This window comes from Xanthobacter autotrophicus (genome assembly GCF_029991245.1).
Lineage (GTDB): Bacteria > Pseudomonadota > Alphaproteobacteria > Rhizobiales > Xanthobacteraceae > Xanthobacter > Xanthobacter autotrophicus_C.
On sequence record NZ_JAIVFO010000079.1, the window covers coordinates 1 to 21,113 of the forward strand.

General features: G+C 63.5%; 18 protein-coding genes and 1 pseudogene. 14 read left to right on the forward strand and 5 right to left on the reverse strand.

Annotated elements, in window-relative coordinates; translation table 11 throughout:
• Positions 1 to 127: 127 nt before the first annotated feature.
• Together K9U41_RS14015 and K9U41_RS23965 are read right to left on the reverse strand one after the other, a co-directional pair.
• On the reverse strand, positions 128 to 769 hold the full coding sequence (locus K9U41_RS14015; RefSeq protein WP_432715796.1) for an IS5 family transposase: 642 nt from the start codon (positions 767 to 769) through the stop codon (positions 128 to 130).
• Positions 742 to 909: pseudogene (locus tag K9U41_RS23965) on the reverse strand (transposase); the annotation flags it as partial. The pseudogene K9U41_RS23965 and the gene K9U41_RS14015, both read right to left, overlap by 28 nt.
• Positions 910 to 1,131: 222 nt before the next feature.
• On the opposite strand from K9U41_RS23965, the gene K9U41_RS14020 reads away from it, so the two are divergent.
• From K9U41_RS14020 to K9U41_RS14085, 14 genes are all read left to right on the forward strand, one after another.
• Positions 1,132 to 3,075 (forward strand): PhoX family protein, encoded by a 1,944-nt coding sequence (locus K9U41_RS14020; protein WP_282641463.1) that lies wholly within the window; start codon positions 1,132 to 1,134, stop codon positions 3,073 to 3,075.
• Positions 3,076 to 3,561: 486 nt separating this feature from the next.
• Positions 3,562 to 5,325: a phospholipase D-like domain-containing protein gene (locus K9U41_RS14025; RefSeq protein ID WP_282641464.1), complete on the forward strand. Its 1,764-nt coding sequence runs from the start codon at positions 3,562 to 3,564 to the stop codon at positions 5,323 to 5,325.
• A gap of 61 nt (positions 5,326 to 5,386) precedes the next feature.
• Complete coding sequence (locus K9U41_RS14030; RefSeq protein WP_282641465.1) at positions 5,387 to 6,436, forward strand: DUF2278 family protein; 1,050 nt, start codon at positions 5,387 to 5,389, stop codon at positions 6,434 to 6,436.
• A 141-nt stretch (positions 6,437 to 6,577) separates the two neighbouring features.
• Entirely contained in the window at positions 6,578 to 7,414 is an 837-nt protein-coding gene (locus K9U41_RS14035) for a hypothetical protein (RefSeq protein ID WP_282641466.1), read from the forward strand.
• Positions 7,415 to 7,574: 160 nt separating this feature from the next.
• The gene (locus K9U41_RS14040) at positions 7,575 to 8,963 is read left to right on the forward strand and encodes a hypothetical protein (protein ID WP_282641468.1); all 1,389 of its coding nucleotides are present in this window, start codon (positions 7,575 to 7,577) and stop codon (positions 8,961 to 8,963) included.
• On the forward strand, positions 8,960 to 9,142 hold the full coding sequence (locus K9U41_RS14045) for a hypothetical protein (RefSeq protein WP_282641469.1): 183 nt from the start codon (positions 8,960 to 8,962) through the stop codon (positions 9,140 to 9,142). The genes K9U41_RS14040 and K9U41_RS14045 overlap by 4 nt, the downstream gene beginning before the upstream one ends.
• Positions 9,126 to 9,599 (forward strand): hypothetical protein, encoded by a 474-nt coding sequence (locus K9U41_RS14050; protein ID WP_282641470.1) that lies wholly within the window; start codon positions 9,126 to 9,128, stop codon positions 9,597 to 9,599. The genes K9U41_RS14045 and K9U41_RS14050 overlap by 17 nt, the downstream gene beginning before the upstream one ends.
• On the forward strand, positions 9,596 to 11,341 hold the full coding sequence (locus K9U41_RS14055; RefSeq protein ID WP_282641471.1) for a hypothetical protein: 1,746 nt from the start codon (positions 9,596 to 9,598) through the stop codon (positions 11,339 to 11,341). The genes K9U41_RS14050 and K9U41_RS14055 overlap by 4 nt, the downstream gene beginning before the upstream one ends.
• Positions 11,342 to 11,588: 247 nt before the next feature.
• On the forward strand, positions 11,589 to 12,140 hold the full coding sequence (locus K9U41_RS14060) for a hypothetical protein (protein WP_282641472.1): 552 nt from the start codon (positions 11,589 to 11,591) through the stop codon (positions 12,138 to 12,140).
• Positions 12,140 to 12,490, forward strand: a complete 351-nt coding sequence (locus K9U41_RS14065; RefSeq protein WP_282641473.1) for a hypothetical protein — start codon at positions 12,140 to 12,142, stop codon at positions 12,488 to 12,490. Before K9U41_RS14060 ends, K9U41_RS14065 begins: the two co-directional genes overlap by 1 nt.
• A complete protein-coding gene (locus tag K9U41_RS14070) occupies positions 12,487 to 13,758 on the forward strand; it encodes a DUF4417 domain-containing protein (protein ID WP_282641474.1) in 1,272 nt (423 codons plus the stop codon). The genes K9U41_RS14065 and K9U41_RS14070 overlap by 4 nt, the downstream gene beginning before the upstream one ends.
• 803 nt (positions 13,759 to 14,561) lie before the next feature.
• Entirely contained in the window at positions 14,562 to 15,173 is a 612-nt protein-coding gene (locus K9U41_RS14075) for a hypothetical protein (protein WP_282641475.1), read from the forward strand.
• Positions 15,154 to 15,705 carry a hypothetical protein gene (locus K9U41_RS14080; RefSeq protein WP_282641476.1) on the forward strand — a complete coding sequence of 184 codons (552 nt, stop codon included), beginning with the start codon at positions 15,154 to 15,156 and terminating at the stop codon, positions 15,703 to 15,705. The genes K9U41_RS14075 and K9U41_RS14080 overlap by 20 nt, the downstream gene beginning before the upstream one ends.
• A complete protein-coding gene (locus K9U41_RS14085; RefSeq protein WP_282641477.1) occupies positions 15,692 to 16,615 on the forward strand; it encodes a Kiwa anti-phage protein KwaB-like domain-containing protein in 924 nt (307 codons plus the stop codon). Before K9U41_RS14080 ends, K9U41_RS14085 begins: the two co-directional genes overlap by 14 nt.
• A gap of 281 nt (positions 16,616 to 16,896) precedes the next feature.
• Here the strand turns inward: K9U41_RS14085 and K9U41_RS14090 are convergent, their stop codons facing one another.
• Genes K9U41_RS14090 through K9U41_RS14100 form a run of 3 tightly spaced genes read right to left on the reverse strand, consistent with a single transcriptional unit; the run spans position 16,897 to position 21,023 of the window.
• Positions 16,897 to 17,340, reverse strand: a complete 444-nt coding sequence (locus K9U41_RS14090) for a CopG family transcriptional regulator (protein WP_282641480.1) — start codon at positions 17,338 to 17,340, stop codon at positions 16,897 to 16,899.
• An 8-nt stretch (positions 17,341 to 17,348) separates the two neighbouring features.
• Complete coding sequence (locus K9U41_RS14095) at positions 17,349 to 19,340, reverse strand: conjugal transfer protein TraG (RefSeq protein ID WP_282641478.1); 1,992 nt, start codon at positions 19,338 to 19,340, stop codon at positions 17,349 to 17,351.
• Positions 19,341 to 19,370: 30 nt separating this feature from the next.
• A complete protein-coding gene (locus K9U41_RS14100) occupies positions 19,371 to 21,023 on the reverse strand; it encodes a relaxase/mobilization nuclease domain-containing protein (protein WP_282641479.1) in 1,653 nt (550 codons plus the stop codon).
• Positions 21,024 to 21,113 lie beyond the last annotated feature (90 nt).

Below are 21,113 nucleotides of genomic sequence, written 5' to 3' on the forward strand. Positions count from 1 at the left end.
GTCTCGCTTTGAAGCTAGCTCAACGGCCGATACCTCCGACTCGCATCCTCGCATGGTCAAGCTTCCGGCGTGCCCACCAGGCCACAGCCTACCAAGCCCATCTCAAACCGAAAACGCAACTGTAGTGTTAGGCAGTGTGGACGGATTTGATGAGGATGAAGCTGCAGGCGAGAGCAACGATGGCAGCGAAGCTGCGTTCGGTCTTCTCGCAGCGCAGGGCGACGCGTTTGAAGCGCTTGAGCTTTCCGAAGCACTGCTCGATGCGGGCGCGGCCCCTGTAAAGCGCCTTCGGGAAGAAGGCCGGACGCTCCTTCGCGTTGGATTTGAACGGGATGGCGGGCGCGATGCCGCGCGCCCGGGCGATGGTCCGGTTGGCCTTGGCGTCATAGCCCTTGTCTGCGAGCGCCGCGCGCGGCGTGACGTCCGGCCCCAGATCCAGCAGCAGCTTGAAGAGCGGGCTGTCGCCGGCCTCCCCGCCGGTCAGGTGGAAGGCGATCGGCTGGCCGTCGAAGTCGCTCTTGAGGTGGATATTGGTGGAGAAGCCGCCGTGCGAACGGCCGAGGGCTTGGCTCTCCTGCCCCCTTTTGCCCCGGCGGCGGAAACGTGGGCGCGCACCACGGTGGAATCGAACATCTGGACCAGATCGGCCGTGCGGCTCAGCGATGCCAGGGTTTCGAAGAACAGCTCGAACACGCCGGCCTGGCGCAGCCGCCAGAACCTTTTCCAGACGCTGTTCCAGGCCCCGAACTCGGGTGGGAGAGCCCGCCAGGTGATGTTGTGCACGGTGAAATAGTGCATGGCTTCGAGGAAGTTGCGGTCGTCGCGGCCCTTGTCGCCGCGCCGTGAACGGCAGGCGTGGAACACCTCCAGCGCCACCGCCCAATCCTCGTCCGTCATTCGCGTCAGCATGGTCGACCTCGCCAAAAGCCGACCCGCTATGAATCACCGAAACGACGAAAAGGGAATCCCCAGAGGCTCAACCGGGGGGAATCCGTCCACACCGCCTAGATGAATTACAACTCGTCATAAGTTCGTGACAAAGCGGAGCGATGGTGACCACCACTTGGGTGGAATAGTTTTCAACCTGCCCCTTTACCTTCGGAAACATTGCTTTTCATTGGAGAGGCCGTGATGACGGGCATAGTGGATCTCACGCGCAGAAACACGCTCAAGCTCATCGGCGGCTTGCCACTCCTTCCCTTGGCCGGCGGGACCATCGCGTCGGTATTCGGCGCCGGCATGGCCGCGGCCGGCGCAGTCACCGGCGCTCGCTTCGTGGGGATGGATGCCCCGACCCTCGACGATGCCGCGCAGATGGCGACCACCTCGGTGAAGTCCGCCATGGAGCTCACCTATGCGGACGGCTCCAGGAAGACCTTCAAGCTCGGATATCAGCCGCTGTTCATCACCGGCGAGGCGGTTCCCGACGGCAAGGGCGGGACGCTGGTTGCCGGCGGCTATTACGACATCCACAACAGGCCGATCCTCGACGCCAGCGCGGCGGGAGAGACGAAGCCGCAATTCTTTTCCGATTGCCCCGATGGCAGCAGCCTGCTGACCGTCGAGGGCGCCGCCGTCGACGGGGTCCGGGGAAACCCCGTGTTTCACGTCGTTCAGTTCGAATACATGACGAAGAACACGGCGGGCGCGGAAACCTACAAGACGCTGCCCGCGCCCATGGCGATCATCACGCTCGACCAGAACCCTGAGACCGGCCTTTTGAAGCTCGTGAAGTACTTCCCGGTCGATAGCAGCCCGATCAACGGGCTGTGGACCACCTGCGGCGCCAGCATCACGCCCTGGAACACCCACCTGTCGAGCGAGGAATACGAACCCGACGCGACGAAGGCCAAGAATGACATGACGTTCCGGGCCTATAGCCAGAACCTGTATGGCGATCCCGAAAAGGCCAATCCCTATCATTACGGCCACATGCCGGAAGTGACGGTCAACGCCGACGGCACCGGCACCATCACCAAGCATTATTGCATGGGCCGCATTTCCCATGAGCTGGTGCAGGTGATGCCCGACGAGCGCACCGCGCTGATGGGCGACGATGCCACCAATGGCGGCCTGTTCATGTTCGTCGCCGATGCGCCGCGAAAGCTCGGCGCCGGCACGCTCTATGTCGCCAAGTGGACGCAGAAGTCGGCCGAGAACGGCGGCAGCGCCGATCTGTCCTGGGTCAAGCTCGGCCATGCCACGAGCGAGGAGATCAAGGCGCTCGCGGACAAGCTCACCGCGGCCGATATCGTCGAGGTCAGGCGCGAGGACCCCAAGGACCCGAGCTTCACTAAGATCCCCTATGACGGCAAGACCGAATGGGTGAAGTTCGCACCCGGCCAGGAGCTCGCCGCGGCCTTTCTGGAAACCCACCGCTATGCGCCCTACAAGGGCGGCAGCCTGGGCTTTACCAAGATGGAAGGGACCACGGTCAACGCCCGGGACAAGATCGCCTATTCGGCGATGAGCTACATTCAGGCCGCCATGAAGGACGGCTCGGGCGGCGTGAAGGTGGACGGGCCCAAGGCGGGGATCGTTTACATGCACAAGCTGTCCGGCGGGCAGGTGGATGACACTGGCGCGCCGATCGACAGCGAGTGGGTCCCGGTCTTCACCCAGGCCGCCGTCGTGGGCAAGGATCTCGACACCCAGGACGCCCTCGGCAACTTCGCCGACCCGAACCTGATCGCCAATCCGGACAACATCAAGTTCAACGAAGACATGCGGACCCTCTTCATCGGCGAAGACAGCGGGATGCACGTCAACAACTTTCTCTGGGCCTACAATGTGGACACCGGGGAACTGACACGCATCCTTTCGACGCCATCCGGCGCCGAATCGACCGGTCTCCATGCCGTCGACAAGGTGAACGGCTTCACCTACATCATGAGCAATTTTCAGCATCCAGCGGATTGGGAACTCAAGAAGGACGCATCCGGCGCTGTTACGGGCGGCCTTCACGCGAAGGTCTACAAGATTCTCGATCTGCTGATCGAGAAGAACTACGCCGACGCGCGCGGCAAGCTGGGTGCGGCAGTGGGATACATCACGGGAATGCCGACGACTTTCTAGGTAGAGCGCCCTCAAATTGGAAGCGCTCAAGGTTGGGCAGATGGCCAATCCAAGCCCCCCAATTGCCAACGACCGGAGCAGTTTGGCAACCGGCATCCGCCGCTAACCCAAATAGATAGTTCGTTGACACCGGAAACGGAAATTAACACTTGCCGGAAACTGGACCTAGATCTGCCAATTAGCGGCGTCTACGGACTGCCCTGACGCAGTCTCCAATCATACCCCTCTCGAATGAAACAATGATCTTTTAATTGGGTGCCATGCGGCGAGGCGATCCAACCGAACGCATGCCGCTGCGCTATCGCCCTCGATTAGGTTGCTGCGCCGAACGCCGCGACAATTCACAAGTCCCCTGAAAGTAGTAATGAAAATGTTGGTCGGCAAAGTATAATCACGCTGATCCTAGACAAGCAGTCGAATTCACTCAATGATGGCTTAGGTCGGCTCCTACTCGCGGAGCGCGATATATTGGGGGGATAGGCTGCGATGCGGTACGAAGATACTGCGGAACGGGACGGCTTTCGCTTCAAGCTCTGGCGCGGCGAGCGCATGGCAATGCTCGGCTTCGATGTCGATGCCCCGGAGGACGACTTCGTCGGGTTCGCCTTGGAGGTTCGCTCTCCCGGTTCGGACCGCTTCGTCGAACTGCGCAACCGCATGGCATTCGAATATGCGACCGGCGCGGGCGCCGACGTGACCGGCGACCGTCAGTTCCCGACGAGCGAAGCGCCGATCCAGAAATTCCGCTGGGTGCACTTCCCCTGGATGCCACAGGACGGCGAGTATCGCTACCGCGCCACGAAGATGCACATGCCGCGCGACGGCGAACTGGTGCGGGGCACGCGCATCGAGCTGGGGATCGACCTTTCCCACGAGACGCACGAAGGTTTCCTCGACGTGGGCTTCACCCGCAACTTCGCCTCGTCGCAGGCCTACCGCGAGCAGTTCGGCAACAATGCGGGCATCATTCCGCGCGATGCGAAGGACGGCCTGGATTTCGCCAAGCTCGACCTCAAGAACGATCGGGGCGAAAGCGTCTACGACTGGCTGGGCTTCGAGGCCAAAGCTCTGATCTACGATTTTCTGGACAAGGCGGCCGAGGACAAGAACGTCACGATCGACGCGTTAGCCTACGACCTCAACGAGCCGGGTGTGGTCGAAAGGCTCGAGAGACTGGGGTCTCGCCTTCGGATCGTGATCGACGATTCCTCTTCGCGGGACGACGACGGCGAGCCGAACGGGCACGACCTGCCGGACAGCTGCGAGAGCCGGAGTGCCGGGCGCTTCGAGGCAAGCGGCGCCCAGGTCCGCCGCACGCACTTCCATAACCTCCAGCACCACAAGGTCTTCGTCCAGCGAGGGAAGGACGGCGCCCCGGAGAAGGTGCTCTGCGGCTCCACGAACTTCACGTTCCGGGGCCTCTACATCCAATCGAACAACGTGCTCGTGTTCACCTCACAGGAGGTCGCGACACTCTTCGGGACCATGTTCGACGCGGCGTTCGGCGACCCGCGCGGCTTTCGCGGCACGGACTTCGCAAAGACCTGGCATGTCGCGGCGACGGCGGGCAAGCCGACCATCAAGCTCTGCTTCTCGCCGCATTCCGACACCGATCTGTCGCTCAATCCCATCGCGGCCGCCATTGACCAGGCCACCTCCTCGGCACTCTACTCGGTGGCGTTCCTCAGCCAGATGCGATCCGGCCCGACGCTCGCGGCCTTCGAGCGGCTCATGGATCGCCCGATCTTCAGTTGCGGCACCGTCGATCGGCGGGGCGGGCTGGAATTGGTGAAGCCGGACGGCAGCGTGGGCCTGGTCGACTTCCGCTTCCTGGGCTCGAAGGCGCCGGAACCGTTCCGCTCCGAGTGGTCCGGCGGGAAGGGCCGGAACGTCCATCACAAGTTCGTCGTGACGGACTTCAACCTGCCGACTGCGAAGGTCTTCACGGGCTCGAGCAACTTCTCGCCGTCGGGCGAGAACAAGAACGGCGACCATCTGATCATGATCGAGGACCGCGGCGTCGCGATCGCCTACGCGATCGAGGCGATGCGCGTGTTCGACCACCTGCAGTTCCGCAATCGAATGGACACGGCCTTCGGCCCCGACGGCAAGCGGCTCGCGACCGCCAAAGCCCCTCGGTCGCTGGCCTTGCGCAAGCCGACAGCGATCAGCGGCAAGGCGTCCTGGTTCGAGCGCTTTTACGAAGCGGGTACCCAGATTGAGCGCGACCGCAAGCTCTTCTCGCGTTGAACGCCGCACCGTGGCCGATCGGCCGCGGTGTCTTCCTTTAACCTCGCTCGACGGATGTCCCATGCCACTGAAGAACTATGCCGTCCTGAAGGGGCGGCCCATCAACAATCGTCTCGCTACCGGATCGAGCCCGCACTACCAGGTGCTGGTGTCGGAAAACGGCACGCCGCACCGCATCGCCATAAACGTCCGCTCGCAGGACAGCAGCGAGGTCCAGTTCCTGGTCCGGTCGCGGTTCGAGCATCCCGTCACCGAGAAACTCGGAGCGCTGTCCGAGGGCCTTCATCCCGCACCGCCCAAGCCGGATGGCATCGCGCTCGACTTCATCCGGTCCAACCTGATGCAGCCGTGGGAGCTCAAGCCCCTGCCCATGTCGGCGGCGGGGCCGGACAACGACCTCAACGAGAAGATCGATGCCTATGTGCAGCGCGCCATGTCGGACGAGGAGGCCTGGATCTACGCCTTCGGCGAGACATGGGGACCTGAGGCGGACAAGGCCGACCGCTATTTCGGCTTCAAGCCGGGGCGCGGCATCCACGACATCCACATGAACCAGGGCAATCCGCCGGGACCTTATGCGGACGACAACGGCCCCTTCCAGGACGGCGGGCTCGTGTTCGAGTTCCCGCGGGAGAAGCAGTGGGTGGCGATCTTCCTGAAGTTCCAGAGCCAAGCCTGGCATACGCAGGACGGGCAGGCCAATCCCTTCCTGCCCGCCGATCCCGACCATGTCGGCGAGCCGCATACCCCGGTCGACCGCGACCAGATCCCGCCATTCGACGTGCCGGACGGCCTGGTGCGCATTATCGGCGCCCTGGTGAACGACGTGAAAACCCCCGAGCACGAGACGGTCACGCTGCTCAACACCGCAGACGTGCCTGTGGATCTCACCGGCTGGGCCATCAAGGACAAGCAGAAGAACGCCATGGCGCTGAAAGGCACCATCGCGCCGGGCGCCACGCTGCTCGTGGACGTGGTCTTGCCGGTGGCCCTGTCCAACAAAGGCGGCATCATCACCCTGCTCAATGCAGATGGCACCAAGGTGCATGGTGTCTCCTACACGCGCGATCAAGCGCGGCAGCCAGGCCGCACCATTCCCTTCCAGAGCTGACGGGAAGGGCCGACACGAAAGACGCAAGCCATGCGCACGCCACCTCTGCCTATCGGCCAACTCATCCATGCTGCGGAAACCGAGATTGCTCGGGTCCTCGGCGTCTGTGCAGGCCCGCCTCGGCTCGGGGAAGTAGATACGGTGGCGCAGGTTGTCGTGAACGCGCCGCCGGGCATCGCCGCGGCCTGGCGCCCGCTGCTCGCCGCTCACGGCTGCAGCTTCAACGTGACGAGCGTCTTCTGCCACGCCTCGCCACAGGTGAGCTTTGCTCACCCTGACGCCCCGGTCGAGCTGGCGGATTTGCTTCTGGTCATGGATTATCATAACGGAGGCATCCACGCGCGGCAGGCGGCATTGGTCCAGGCGAAACTCGACCACGGCGGCAGCGTTGTCATCCGCGGCGGCAAGCCCGCGGCGCAGCTCCACCTGATGCAAAAGTGGCCGAGCTTTACCTTCGTGCCTCGCGCGTACGACCGGCGGAGCCGAAACTTCCAGAGCGAGCTCGCGCAGCAGGCAGACGCATGCGGCCGTTATGGCTGTATCGATCTCGCGGGCGCTCCGCCGTTCTGGGGGCAGATCGCCCCCAAGGCTCCGGTCCCGTTCCAGACTGCGCACGGCGCCTCACTGGGGCGCTTTCTTGCGGAGCTGGCCGATGGCGCGCCCTCCACAGGAGCTCCTGCGGTCTGGTATGCCGGGGCACCGCCGGCTTCGGCGCCCGACTGGTCATTCACGGTGGCCGAGCTGCTGGATGTCACCGCCATGCTGGCGCATCGGGCGATGGCGCGGGCCGGCAACGCGGGAGGTGTCCGCGGCGTGGGTGCCGTGACCCTGCGGGCTCCTGTCCCCGCGGGGGCTTTCTTTCTGGCGCATGCCCCAGGTGACGACGGTTTCCCGCCGAGGATCTCGGGCCCGTTCGGCGGCGATGGGGAGAGCCCTGGCATCAGCTTCATTCATGGGGTGATCGAACGTGGCTCATGACGCTCGACCTTCTGCGCCCGCGGATACCGGCCCACAGGCGAATTCACAGCCCACCTCGGAGGCGGCTGCTGGCCCCCGTGTCGCTTCCCCCGGTGCGATCGCGCCGCGCTTTCCGAAACAGGCGATCGTGCTCGTCCATGGCATGGGCGAGCAACGCCCCATGGACACCATCAAGAGCTTCGTCGAGACCGTCTGGCAGCGGGATCCGCAGGTAACGCAGAACGGCATGCCCAACCCCGCTGAAGTCTGGAGCAAGCCGGATGAGCGCTCCGGCTCGCTGGAATTGCGCCGCATCACCACGCGGCAGAGCACGCCCGTGCCGGGGGTGTTCGACCGCGGCGTGCGCTCAGATTTCTACGAGCTTTACTGGGCGGACCTGACCGCGGGCTCCCCCTGGGAGGACTTCCTCGCCTGGCTCCGGCTTCTCCTGTGGCGCAACCCTTCGCACCGCGTGCCGGCCAGGGTATTTTCAGCCTGGGTCGCCCTGTGGGTCATCACCATCCTGTTCTCCCTGGTTGCACTCTGGGCGGCGATTCCGCCTCAGACCACCGTCTTCAATATCCCCATTCCGGAGGCGGGCAATAGCCGTTGGCTGGTTCTCGCGGTGATCGCGGCGGCGACTGTCGGCCTCCACAAGCTGGTGCAGCAGACCTTCGGTCGGGTGGTGCGCTATACCCAGGCCACACCTGGAAACATCGCCGCGCGCAAGGCGGTCCGCGAGCGTGGCCTCACCCTCCTCGAAGCTCTCCACGACGATCCGGAATACGACCGCATCATCCTCGTCGGACACAGCCTCGGTACGATCCTCGCCTACGAGCTTCTGGCCTTCTTCTGGGCACGCCAGTATGGCGCGCGACGCGTCACGGAGGGCACGGCAGAGTTCGATGCGCTGCGCGATCTCGAAGTCGCAGCAGGCCGGCTGGAGGCGAATGCTGACGAGCCCGCGGCGCTCGCAACTTGGAACGATGCGCAACACCGGCTGCGACGCCTTTTGGCCGCGCGGGCCTTACCGGGTGCCGGCCAGAAGGAGCCGATCCGGCGCTGGATCCTGTCGGATTTCGTTACCATCGGCTCACCCCTCGCGCACGCCGAATTCCTGATGGCAGCCGACCGGCCGGACCTCGAACGGCGCCAGGTAGAGCGGGAGATGCCGACGGCGCCGCCGGTGCGCGAATGTCTCGATCCAGACGATGTCGCTGCTGTCCTGGCCGCGGGGGGCTTTCCGGTGCCGGCGGATCCGGCAAAGACGGAGCTGTTTTGTTTTCCTCGGCGGGACGAGAATAAGACCTGGGAACTGCATCATGCTGCGGTGTTCGGCGTCGTGCGCTGGACCAATATCTTCGATCCGGCGCGGTTTATCGTTCAGGGGGACTTGATCTCAGGCCCTGTTCGCGGCGTGTTCGGCCCCGCGATCCACGATATCGACCTCGCGGCGCTCCGCGGCCCTGCGACGTGGTTCAGCCATACCAAATACTGGGACAGTGCAGCCGACCCTCGTCAGCTCGAAGCTCTCAGAGCGGCTCTTAATCTACTTGACAACCCAATGTGATTCTCTACGTGCGCGGAACGCTGAAGGAAGGCGACTGGGTGGACGAAATCCACGGTACCTCCTCCGGCTTCGCTAAGGCCGCAGCCGAATTCGGCGCGGTCATCGCAGGCGCGATCTGGCGGACTGCATTCCTCGAACCCGGCCAGCCCGGTGGAGAAATACATGGCAAGGCAAGATGAAGTGGCACTCTGGTTGGCGACGGCAACACTGAAAGCCGACGGCCAAGAGATCGCGGCGCTCGACACCGAAGGCCTGATGGCCGATATCGAGGCGGGCAAGGACCTCGACACCTCGCTGGAGGAAATGCGGCGCTTCGACCGGAAGGGCGGTGACTTCGGGGCGGAGATTATAGGGCCGCTTCTCATTCCCATCGTCGTCGAGGCGGCAAAACAGCTTTGGGCCACTTACCTGAAGGAACTCACCGAGCAGGGCGGAAAGCAGCTCGCGATCCTGACGATCGACGCGGTGAAAGCGGCGGTCGGCCGGCTATGGTCAGACAAGCCTGACCTCCCGACCCGCTATGCCGCCCTCATCCGAGCGGAAGCAGAGCGCCAGGGCTTGGCCGCCGACCAGGTCGAGCGTCTTGTTCAGACCGTCAAGAGCCCATTACTGACGGAAGAAATAACAGCGCCATGACCGACAGGCACCGACCGCATCATATTGTTCGCGGCCCGGTGCTTGCCGCAACGAGCTTCGAGATCCGCGTCCATCTCGTTGTCTTTGTCGTGCTCATCCTTCCCGTCGCAGCTGTGATCCTGCCGTCCCTCCTGTTTGCCTTGTCAGCATATATGGTTCTGCATCTGTTTCCGGGGATGGGCGCAATCGTCGAGGCGAATTGGCTGACAATGTGGCTCGCGAGCACCGGCGCCCTGCTCTCGCTGGGTGCCATCACCGGTAACCGCGCGCTCGCGCTGCCGCAGGCGCGCGCGGTTCGGCGCTTGCGCCCGCCCTCCGGCAAGCCCGGGGAAAAGCTCAGGGTCCTCGTTGCCGAGCTGTGGGCGACTTCTGGCGGGAAACCGCTCCATGTGCCTTCTGTGCTCTGGTTCTCCAATTTCAACGTGATGGCAAATGCCGCCATGGTCGGCGGAAAGTCAGAACTGCATGTCAGCTCGGCGCTCTGGGAGCGCGCGGTCTGTGAGGATCCTGTTGGCCGAGGCATCCTCGCCCATGAGATCGCCCATCTCATTTTCCGAGATCCTCCGCGCTTTGCCCTGCTGGAAGCCGCCGCTGCTGCGATACAAGCCGTGGCGCGACTGGTCAAAAGCATGATCCTCGTCGTAGCGCTTCTTCTGGCGGGCCACGCTCTCGTGGAAGATCTCATCGCCGGGCTGCCTACATCCACCATAGCCGGCCATCTTGCCGCGGCGATCATCATTGGCGTGGTCGCTTATTGGGCGGCGGTGGCGCTGGACTTGGCCGGTCGTCGCTATGCCGCCTTCCTCATCGCGCTTATGGAACTGCGCGCCGACATTGCAGCCGGCCAGTTCGTGGGTGGGTTCGAAGCATTTGGCGCCGCGCTGGCAAATGATTCCGGCGTTCGCGCGGCTTCGATCGAGGAACTGCGCCATTCCTTGCTGTCACCCTCGCTCACCCATTTTTCAACCGGCGAGCGCGCGGCTCTTCTTTCAGAGCGATCCAGGCTAGCCACGCCAAAGCTGCGGTATTTCGCTCTGTCGTTGCTGGTCGCGCTGCTATTGCCGCTCAATCCCGTCACGCCACTGCTGTTCGGTGGCGCGCTCGATCATCTGCTGACGACGGCCGCCAATGTCGCGCTACAGGCAACCAGCGTCGCCATGCTCATCGTCGGTGCTGAAAAGCACGAAGCCGGAATCAGCCTCTCTCGTGCGTCCGGCCTTGCCGCTGCATTGGTTGTGGCCGGCATGGTACCCCACATCAACCTCTATGTGCTGGGCTACCTGCTCTTCAGCCTGGCGGTGCAACTGGCTGCGCTCGGTGAACTAAGCGGAGCACCAATGAGCCTGGAGAGCCTCGGCGATGATCTGGCGACGACGGCGTATGATCTCTCCGGCAAGGTTTGGGCTGCGGCAACCGGCCTCGGCGTTGTCATCGCGATCGCTTGCACAGCCGTGGGCCTCTGGTGTCTGTCGCGGGTAGCGCGGGGCACGGTAAGTCATTCCATCGAATCAGCGGTTCTGCCGATCTGTGCGGCGACCGTCTTCACCATCCTGTCGAGCTATGATGAATGGCGGGGCCACCTCTATACATTTGGCCTGGCGCAGGCAGCCAATTCTTGGATGGGATGGACAAGCGACATGCCATGGCTCCGCCTGAGCGCGCCGGTGCTCGGCGCCTTGCTCATATTCATTCTCCAGGAGCTTTTCCGAGGCCAACTCAATCAACGCGCGGCCGATGCGTGACCCTGCGGTGGAAGGATGGCGCCGGCACGTTCCCGGCACGCCTAGTGGATTAACTCCAACTTTTGGAACCCACGGTTCTCGGCACCCTTCCTAACGGTGATCGAGCGCGAGCAAGGCAAAGGCGAGGCGCGGCACGCCCTCAGTAGGTCGAGGAAAGCGGCAGCGTAGCGTTGGATAGCCTTGACGGCACCGGGCAATCTCACTATTCTCACGCAATATAGGTGAGGGTAGTGAATTGCGGCATCGATTGATCGATCTGACTGACGGCCAAGCCGTCCTCTCGGGCGCCATCCCGGGTCGGAAGCTGCTGAGCACGCTGATCGCGGCGACGCTGACATCGGAGATGCCGACGCCCGCTTTCCTCGACTTCGACCGGATAGAGGTCGCGACCGCCTCCTTCTTGCGCGAGGCAGTGATCGGATTCCGCGACTACGCCAGGCAGTCCCTACCCAACGTCTACCCGGTCGTCGCCAATCTTCTCCCAGCCGTCACCGAGGAGCTGGACTTCTTCGTTCGCGCCCGCGGCGACGTAATCTGGAGCTGCGAACTGGACGCGCAGGACCGCGTCATCAGCGCCCGGCTGATCGGCGAACTCGATCCTGCCCAGCGCTCGACCTTCGAGGCGGTGATCAAGCTCGGCGCCATCACCGCCCCCGAGCTGGCCATCCGCTTCGCCAGCCAGGGGATTGGGCCGACGGCCTGGAACAATCGGCTGTCAGCGCTGGCGACCAAGGGCCTGCTGGTCGAACGCAAACAGGGCAAATCCAAATCGTTCAGTCCGCTCTTGGAGATCGCCTGATGGGCCTCGACTATATCCGTGCGCAGGCCGGCAAGTCTTGGCGCAAGCGCTGGAACGGCGGCCTCGATCGCCTGAAGGCGCCGACGCTCCTCGACCTCACGATGTCTGAAGCCGCGCGCACCGTCACCGCCCAGCTGAACGCCGGCTCCCGGATTAAGGCGGGCGAAACGCTGATCGTCCAGACCGCGGCAGACGGCCTTATCGTGAGCGATGGCCTGCGCGCCATTGGGCGGGTGGCCAACCCCTCGCCCGAGCTGACCACCACCATCCGCGACAGCGGCGGCTATGCCGAGGGCACGCTCCAGCGCGTGGGGCTGTTCGGCGACACTGCGGAGATCACCTTGAAATGACCGAACGGCCGTCCCATGAGCCCTCGCGCCACTTCCCACACCCACAGCGACTCTGGGACGACGCTACGCGTCACGCGCCGTCCTTGGGGTGCCCGACCTGCCTCGAACGTGATCGCTGCGGCGGCGTCCACACCGATGCCGGCATCCTCGACTGCCAGGACCTCTGTTCCTGCCGGGACAAGAACAAGTGCGACATGGTCTGCCGGTTCAACCCGCGCCAGTTTGTCGCCCGGATGCGAGAGGTCGGAGGCCTTGGATTCGAGAACGTACCGCGCGCTCCGTACAACGGCATCCCCGAACTGCCGGCAATCGTGCCCTTCGTGGACCACCGTTATGGGCGCGCGGCGACTCTTGATGAGCCGATTGTCTCAATCTCGCTTTATGAGTTGGTCAATCTCGCGACCGGCAAGCCGCACGTCGCCTCCCGTGCCGAGCTTGCGGCGCGTTTCCTCATTCCTGAGGGCGCGACGATCATCATCACCGGCGTCGACAAGGACGGTCCGATCGAACGCTGGTGGGAGCTCAAGGAGCGCGCCACGATACTCGACGCCTTGAAGGCGCTCGACGTCGCCCTCGTCACGACGCCCAACTACAGCGTCCTGACCGACGTCCCGCGCACCGACAACCTCCATGCGATGAAGCGGATCCTCCTAGTTTGGACCGAGATGGCGGGAGCTGGCCTGCCAGCCGCCTTGCATGTGAACGGTCGCACCCAGCATGACTATGCTCGGTGGGCCGAGTTCATCGCCGAACGTCCTGAGATCGAGATCCTCGCCTTCGAGTTCGCAACCGGCGGAGGCCGTGGGGGGCGGATCGACTGGCACGTGGCCCAACTCTGCGCCCTCGCTGATCACGTCGACCGGCCGCTCGCGCTGGTCATTCGAGGTGGCGGTCGCAAGCTCAGTGCGCTGCGTAGCCATTTCACTCGGGTGTCCCTGATCGACACCGAAGCTTTCTCGCGGACCATCCGGCGGCGGCGTGCCTATCTGACCGAAACGGGTCGCCTGAAATGGGCGAAGTTCCCGACCCCTGAGGGTACGCCAATTGATGATCTCCTCGCGCACAATGTTGCCTTGGTGCGCGCATCCTATGAGACTTTCGCTAGGCCCACCTTGCGCTTACGGCCGCCGATGCGGCGTCTCAGGAGCACAGCGTACCGAGACGGCGAGCCCATCCAGCCAGGCCTTCTGCGCCAACTCCACCTGCCCGGTGAGGCTCGGGGCATCCCCCCAGAGCCGCAGGGCGTGGTCGCCGCTGCGAAATCGTAGCTCAGCCGCATCATGTGCGAGTGCGCGAAACAACTGACCGATGCCGTAGCCGTGACCCGAGCTTCGCGCGTGCCGCGACGCGCCGTCGGATGCGGCTACCCGCAGCGCAGCTCCAGAATCTGACAGCCCGGCGAACTCGGGGTTCTCGCGCAGGCTGGCCAGCATGCCACGACCCGCGTCGGCGACCACAAACTCGAACGCGCCGTCGCTCGCGGCATAGGCGACGACGCCGCTCGCCGGCCTGCCGCTATGCTCGAAGACATTGTCCAGCAGCTCGCCGAGGGCACCCATCAGCCCGACAGCCAGTCCCCTAGCCAGTCCCGCCACCACAGCCGCATTCTCGGCATGCTTGGCCCATTGATCCCAGACCGGCCGTTCGGGGCCGTCGCCGTCAGGATCGAAGCGCGACAACGGGAACACGCCTGCCCGATCGCGGGCGCCGGCGCCACTGATCGCCCCCTCCCCGAGCGCACGCGTAAGCTGATAAAATACTGGCGGTTCGACGGTCACGGTACGGTAAGCATCGGGCCATGCGGCCATCGCCATTGCCAGTTCAACGAGCGGCCCGATTCGGCCCGAGCGGCCGAGCGTGACGGCCCCGAGCGTTCGCAGCCGCCCCGCAACCGCCTGCCAGAGCAGATCGTCGGCCGCCTCGAAGCTCGCGCTAACCCGCCGCGCATCCCGGTTCAATACGTCCCCCGTCTCCGGCACACCACGGGCCGCCCACTGCTTCCGCAACGTCTCTCCCGAACTGATCTCACGTCACGGTTGCAATGTTGTCAACTTCATCATCAGACAACACCGTGTTCCACCCGCTTTTCACGAGAGGACAAGCCATTAGCTGGATCCGCCCCATCGATCTGAGACTCGTCAACGACCTCGTGGATTTCATCCGCGGGCGCGGCTATGTGCTCGGCTTCTCCGACTCTTCCTTCGCGGCCTTCTTTGTCGGCGAGCTCAATGTCGACATCGATGATCCGGCCTATGCGGAACAACACGGGTCGAAAGGCAAGCGCTTGCGATGTTTCCTACAGAAGGTCGATGATGCCAGCGCTGTCCAGACCCTACGTGCGCTCTGGGAGCATTGCGCCGAGTGGCTAGCTCACACCGGGCAACTCGACCCTGTGCCGAACACCGAGGGGCGCGCCCACCGTGTCCAACAACGAAGACGAGGGGATGCCAGGTCCATTTTGCCGTTTGTCTTTGCCGGCACCCTCCTTACTTTCTTGGCCGACCGCGCGGACGTTGTGGCAATCTCAACGTTCACCCTTGACTTAAGTGGATCCCAACTGCGAAGGTTCCACTTAGCGCGTAAGCTTGTGGTGTGTGGTGAAGCTCAGAACTCCTATATCGTTCTTTATATTTGCCGGGTCGTATCTGCCATTGAGCATGATTTTGCTGGCGCAGAATTATGACTACGCAACCAATGCCGCGCCTAGCTGCTGGGAGTGGATTATTCTCGATGCCACCTGCAAAGCCCCGTTCAAAAATCCCGGCTTTGCCTTTCCCTTTTTCCTAGGATGTCTGGCTTGTCTCATCATTTCGGTGTTCGCGCTGAGTTCAGTGAAACCCAAAAATCAGATAATTATCAAATCTGTGAAGCACACGCCGGCCGATTTGATGAATTACGTCCTCCCCTATGTTGTCTCATTTATGAGTATCGACTACCAAGAAATAGGTAAGTTCATAGGGTTTTCTATCTTCATGATTTGGATGTTTTGGATCACGCACGCATCTGGTCAGGTAATACTCAATCCACTGCTTACCGTCTTTAAGTGGCAGCTATACGAGGTAAGTTATAGATATCCCGCCGACTCGGTAGAGTACACAGGCCGCGCGCTTTCCAGAGTGCATCTGGCGGCGGGTGAGACCTATAAGCACGCCGTGGTCCAAGCAATAATTATCATAAAGCAGCCGTCTTTGGAGGACGCAAATGGTGGCCCTTGATGAGCTCAAGGAGTTCTCGCTAAGCGAGGCTTCTGTTCAGTTGTGGGTCTTCAAAAAGTCCACAAGGGGCGGCCAGCCTGTGTTCACAGGCCGGTGGGTGGATACGACTGACGATTTGGACGCTGCTATGAGGCAGGCGGTCGCAAACGAACGAGCCCGCATCACCGAAGTTCAAGAGTATGGTTTGCTGACCCAGGCCAATGAAGGAAGCGCTCTCTCAATTGGGACCGTGGAGACTCATGCAGGCCTGGTATTGGACCAGGCAAACGCAGCCGTAGATAGGAAAAAAGTTCGCGATCTCAAAGCTATTCAGAATACAGAATTTTATGCCATTAAGCTAGTCGTCGGTGATAGGGCGCTTTATGCGGTTCGAAAGGCAGATGCGTCATGGCGGACCAAGCGGCGCCTGCAATCAATCTCTGTATACTTTAGCGACCATACGCTGGGATTAGTCACGGATCCTGGCTTCAGTATATCCCGGAATGTCGATTTCTTTGTCGTTGGTGATAAGATACTTATTTCCTCAAAGCCGAATTTTGAATCGGTCCTGGGCTACAAGGCTGCGCATGTCGAAGATTTCAAACTCTTGAGGGAGGAAAGCGAATTTTCAAGTGTGTTTACGAGCTTAGAAGCCTTGTTGCAGCATGTCGGCGAAAACAAAATTCAGCTCCGCCGTGCATCTGCAATACGTCAGAAGGGGCACTATAAGGATCCGGTGTTCATGGCCAATCTCCGTCAGAATGCAGCCCTGTTCGGCCTGTCGATCACATTCGACGAGGAGGGGAAGATCATTCCCACGATGGAGAATTGCCAGGACATCATTCAGGCCCTTCTCGATCACCGGCTGCAGTCCGGATTTTCAAGAAACATTTATGATGTTCAAGATACATCTAATGTAAACGTGACTTAGATACTGTGTTTAAATTTTATTGTTGACGAAACTAAACATTCATTTAGCGTTGAATATACTTGGTTTTGTCTTTGAAGCGGGGCGTATTGTAATGAATACATGTATAAAGCTGCCCGTCTGTTAGCGGCTCCATCTCGCCGTACAAGCCAAACCAGCGGAATCCCCAAAACCGGACACCATGAACTTCGCCTAAGGGTCACGACTGCCCGTCGCTCGCCGTTCGTGCTCAGCCGACGGGGAACAGACACTGCTGATGTGTTAACGACTCCTGCCGGATCTGGCTACCTTGCGTCAGTGCGGTTCGGTTCCTCCGCCACCGGTTGTCCTGAGACGTCGTCCGGGATCTCATGCAGAAAGTTCTGGCCCTTCTGGAGGCGCTTGCCGAGTGTTTCGACGAATCCCTCGTAGCGTTCTCGTCCCTTGATCTGCGCGGCGGCCTGGGCGTCGCTCGGCAGCGGCGGCGTGATCGTAAGCCAAAACCGCACGAAGAGCGCGAGCGTGTCGGCCGTGACCCGGAGGTCGCGTTCGATGCGGGCGGCCTGGCGGGAGAGGCGGTCGAGGCGACGGGCAAAGGCCGCCTCGCGCTTTTCAGCACCGTCAGGAGAGAGGAAGGACGCGACCGCCGCCTCGACGATCGCCGAGCGGGACAGCTTGCGGCGCTCGGCCAGCTCGGTGATCTCCTTGAGCATCTGCGGCGGAAAATACACATTCATCCGGTCACGCATGGCCATCCTCACAGATCGATGCCGTCATGGGGGTCGAGCGCCGCCTGCCTTGCGACGCCGCGCATCTGCTGCCGCAGGACACGTGCCTGCTGGACTGTGTCGTCCGGCTCTTCGTCGAGGACGATTGCGAACTCGTCCGCGGCTCCTGCCGGCGTGCCATCCTTGGCGATGGCGACGTGGTCCGGGAGCTCGGGCTCACGGCGCAGGCCGCTGTTGGCGGTGTCCGCCTCGGCCTTGACCAGCTCGGCGACGAGCTCAGTGTCCGGCTTCCGCGGCGCCAGGGTCGACCAGCCGTCTTCGCGGCGGGTCCTGGTCGTCCGTGCGGGATCGGGCGGCGGCAGGATCCGCTCGGTGAAGCGGCGATCCTCGTAATAGCGGGCCTTCCGCGCCTTGATCGGAGGTGTGCCGGCCACCATGACGATCTCGTCGGCAGGGGGAAGCTGCATGACCTCGCCGGGGGTGAGGAGCGGCCGTGCGGTCTCCTGCCGCGACACCATGAGGTGCCCGAGCCAGGGGCTGAGGCGGTGGCCAGCGTAGTTGCGCATGGCGCGCATCTCGGTAGCGGTGCCCAGGGAATCGGAGATGCGTTTGGCTGTGCGCTCGTCGTTGGCAGCAAAGCTCACGCGGACGTGGCAGTTATCCAGGATCGAATTGTTGGCACCATAGGCCTTCTCGATCTGGTTGAGCGACTGGGCGATCAGGAAGGCCTTGATCTTGTACCCGGCCATGAAGGCCAGGGCGCTCTCGAAGAAGTCGAGCCTGCCCAGGGCGGGGAATTCGTCGAGCATCATCAGCACGCGATGGCGTCGGTCCCTGGCGTGGAGGTCCTCGGTCAGGCGGCGCCCGATCTGGTTCAGCACGAGGCGGATCAGAGGTTTCGTCCGACTGATGTCCGACGGCGGCACGACGAGGAACAAGGAGACCGGCCGCTCGTCGGCGATGAGGTCGGTGATGCGCCAGTCGCAGCGCCGGGTGACCTCCGCCACCACGGGGTCCCTGTAGAGCCCGAGGAATGACATCGCCGTGCTCAGCACACCGGAGCGTTCATTGTCGCTCTTGTTGAGCAGCTCTCGCGCGGTCGAGGCGACGACAGGATGCGGTCCCGCCTCTCCGAGGTGGCGGGTGGTCATCATCGCCCGCAAGGTCGCCTCGATGGGCCGGCGCGGATCGGAGAGGAAGGCCGCTACGCCGGACAGCGTCTTGTCCTCTCCGGCATAGAGGACGTGCAGGATGGCGCCCACCAACAAGGAATGGCTCGTCTTCTCCCAATGGTTCCTCCGATCGAGCGAGCCTTCCGGGTCGACGAGGACGTCGGCCACGTTCTGGACGTCCCGCACCTCGAAGTCGCCGCGGCGGATTTCCAGGAGCGGGTTGTAGGGGGAGGACTCCGGACTTGTCGGGTCGAACAGCACCACCTTGCCGTGCCGAGCCCGGAAGCCGGCGGTGAGCTGCCAGTTCTCCCCCTTGATGTCATGCACGATGGCCGAGCCCGGCCAGGTCAGGAGCGTCGGCACCACGAGACCCACGCCCTTGCCGCTTCGGGTCGGAGCGAAGCACAGCACGTGCTCGGGGCCGTCATGCCGCAGATAGTCCCGTCCGAGCCTGCCGAGCACGACGCCGTCCGGCCCGAGGAGGCCGGCGGCCTTGATGTCGGGCGGCTCGGCCCAGCGGGCCGATCCATAGGTCGAGACGGCCTTGGCTTCCCGGGCCCGCCAGACCGACATGCCGATGGCGACCGCGATGGCGAGGAAACCTCCCGAGGCCGCGATGACCGCGCCCCGGTTGAAGATGTCGGGGGCATAAGCGTCGTATGAGAACCACCAGGCGAAGAAGGACGCCGGAAAATAGACCGGAACACCGGCGAGGCTGAACCAGGGCAGCCCGAGCTGCGCCTGGAAGCCGAGCCGCCAGGCGACATATTGCGTCGCTGCCCAGGTGGTGAAGAGGACGATGAGGAAGACGACGATGATCTGGCCCCAGAGGATCCTGGTGGCGGACATGGGCGCTCCTTGTCTGCGGTTCGCGGGTGCCTAGAGGCCGAGGTCGCGCTTGCGGCCGAGGCTCCACTCGATGCCGCCGCCATCCTTCGCGGTGCCGGTCACGTGCTGACCGAGCTTCTTCTCGAGCTCGCGTGACCACGGGACGAGCTGGAACCCGAGGCCGCTGTCGATCATGGCGTAGCGGCCCGAGGCCAAGGTCAGGCGCTGGCGGTAGATCCCGGCGACATGCTCGCCAGCCGCGGCCTTCTGCATCGGCAACCCGGTCTCGGCGGAGAGCCTCGCCCCGACCGCATCGAGCTCGCGCCGGCGGAGCGTCGCGAGGAGATCGCGCTGGAGGATGATGCGCTGGCCCTGGCGGCGGGCGAGGCCTTCCTCGACGAGATGCTCGGCTCGGGCCTGCATGGCCTCGCGTGCCTCGTGGCCGAAGCCGCCCATAGCCATCGCCACGGGCTCACGCTCGACGAGGCGGTGATCGAGCCAGGTCGCCCCTTGTGCCGTGATCTGGCGGGCGAGATCGAAGTCGGAACGGGTGGCGAGCACCAGGGTCGGCTGGGCATCGTCCGCGCCTCCGAAGCGGCGGACCTCGACGATGCCGCCGAGGGGCGGGGCGTGCGCGAAGGCCTCGATGCCGCGGAAGCGGACATGGTGGGCGCGGCCGTCGATGCCGTCGATCACGGCATAGGCCTCGCCCGTCAGCTCGTTGTGCAGGCCTCGGTCGACCAGCCGGCCCAGAATGGGGGACGGGCTCGCCGCGCCATCGATCACATAATCGGCGACGCCGCGCTCCTGCCCGCGCTCGGTGAAAGCGCGGTGCATGGTCTTGATGATGTCGCCGCGTGTGCCGAGGTCGCGCAGCGCCCGCTCCGCCTCAAGCCCAACCATCCACTGGCCCGGCCCGGCGGGGGCGGCGAGGCCCATCTTCTCCAGATGCTGGAGCCGGCCGATCATCAGCCGGCGGATCTCGGGGTCGGAGGCGCCGGGGTTTTCGGGACGCAGGTCGATGTGGCCGGTGTCATCCGCGGCGATGTGGATCTCGGCGTCGAGGCGGGTCCAGCGCTCGGCGGTGATCTCCTTTTCGAGCGCATGGCGGACCTCGTGCTCGGGCTTCGGGCCGAGCTCGATCTCCACCAGTTCCTGGGCGCGGGCGCGCAGCCCCTGGCTGATATAGTCGCGGGAGATGACGAGATCGGCGCCGGTCTCGTCCACCCCACGCACCAACAGATGGACGTGAGGGTTGTTGGTGTTCCAGTGGTCGACGGCGACCCAGTCGAGGTGCGCCCCGAGATCGGCTTCCATCTGGTGGACGAGGTCGCGGGTGAACGCCTTGATGTCGGTGAGGTCCGCTGCGTCCTCCGGCGAGACGATGAACCGGAAATGGTGCCGGTCGTCCTTGCACCGCTCGGCGAAGGCGCGATCGTCCGCACGATCCGAGCCCGCGTCGAACAGGATGCCCTTGTCTCCCTCTCGGCTGACCCCGTCCCGCTTCAGGTAGGCGAGGTGGGCCGAGAGCGGCGCCGAGCGGAAGGCCTTGCCGGAGTGGCGGGCGATGCGGGCCGCCACCACCACGCGCCGGCTTGGGGAAAACAGCCGGCTTCGGCTGAAGGCGAGGCGCCCGCGGCCGAAGGTGGAGCGCCCAGGCGTTCCGGTGTTGATTTCCGGCGAGAAGTGACCCTGGATTTCCACTGAGAAGTGACCCGGGGTGATGGTGGTCTTGGGTCAGGTTGCGGTCAAGTTTCGGGGCTTCTCCTTTGAGGGTTTAGGTGGTTTGGCCGA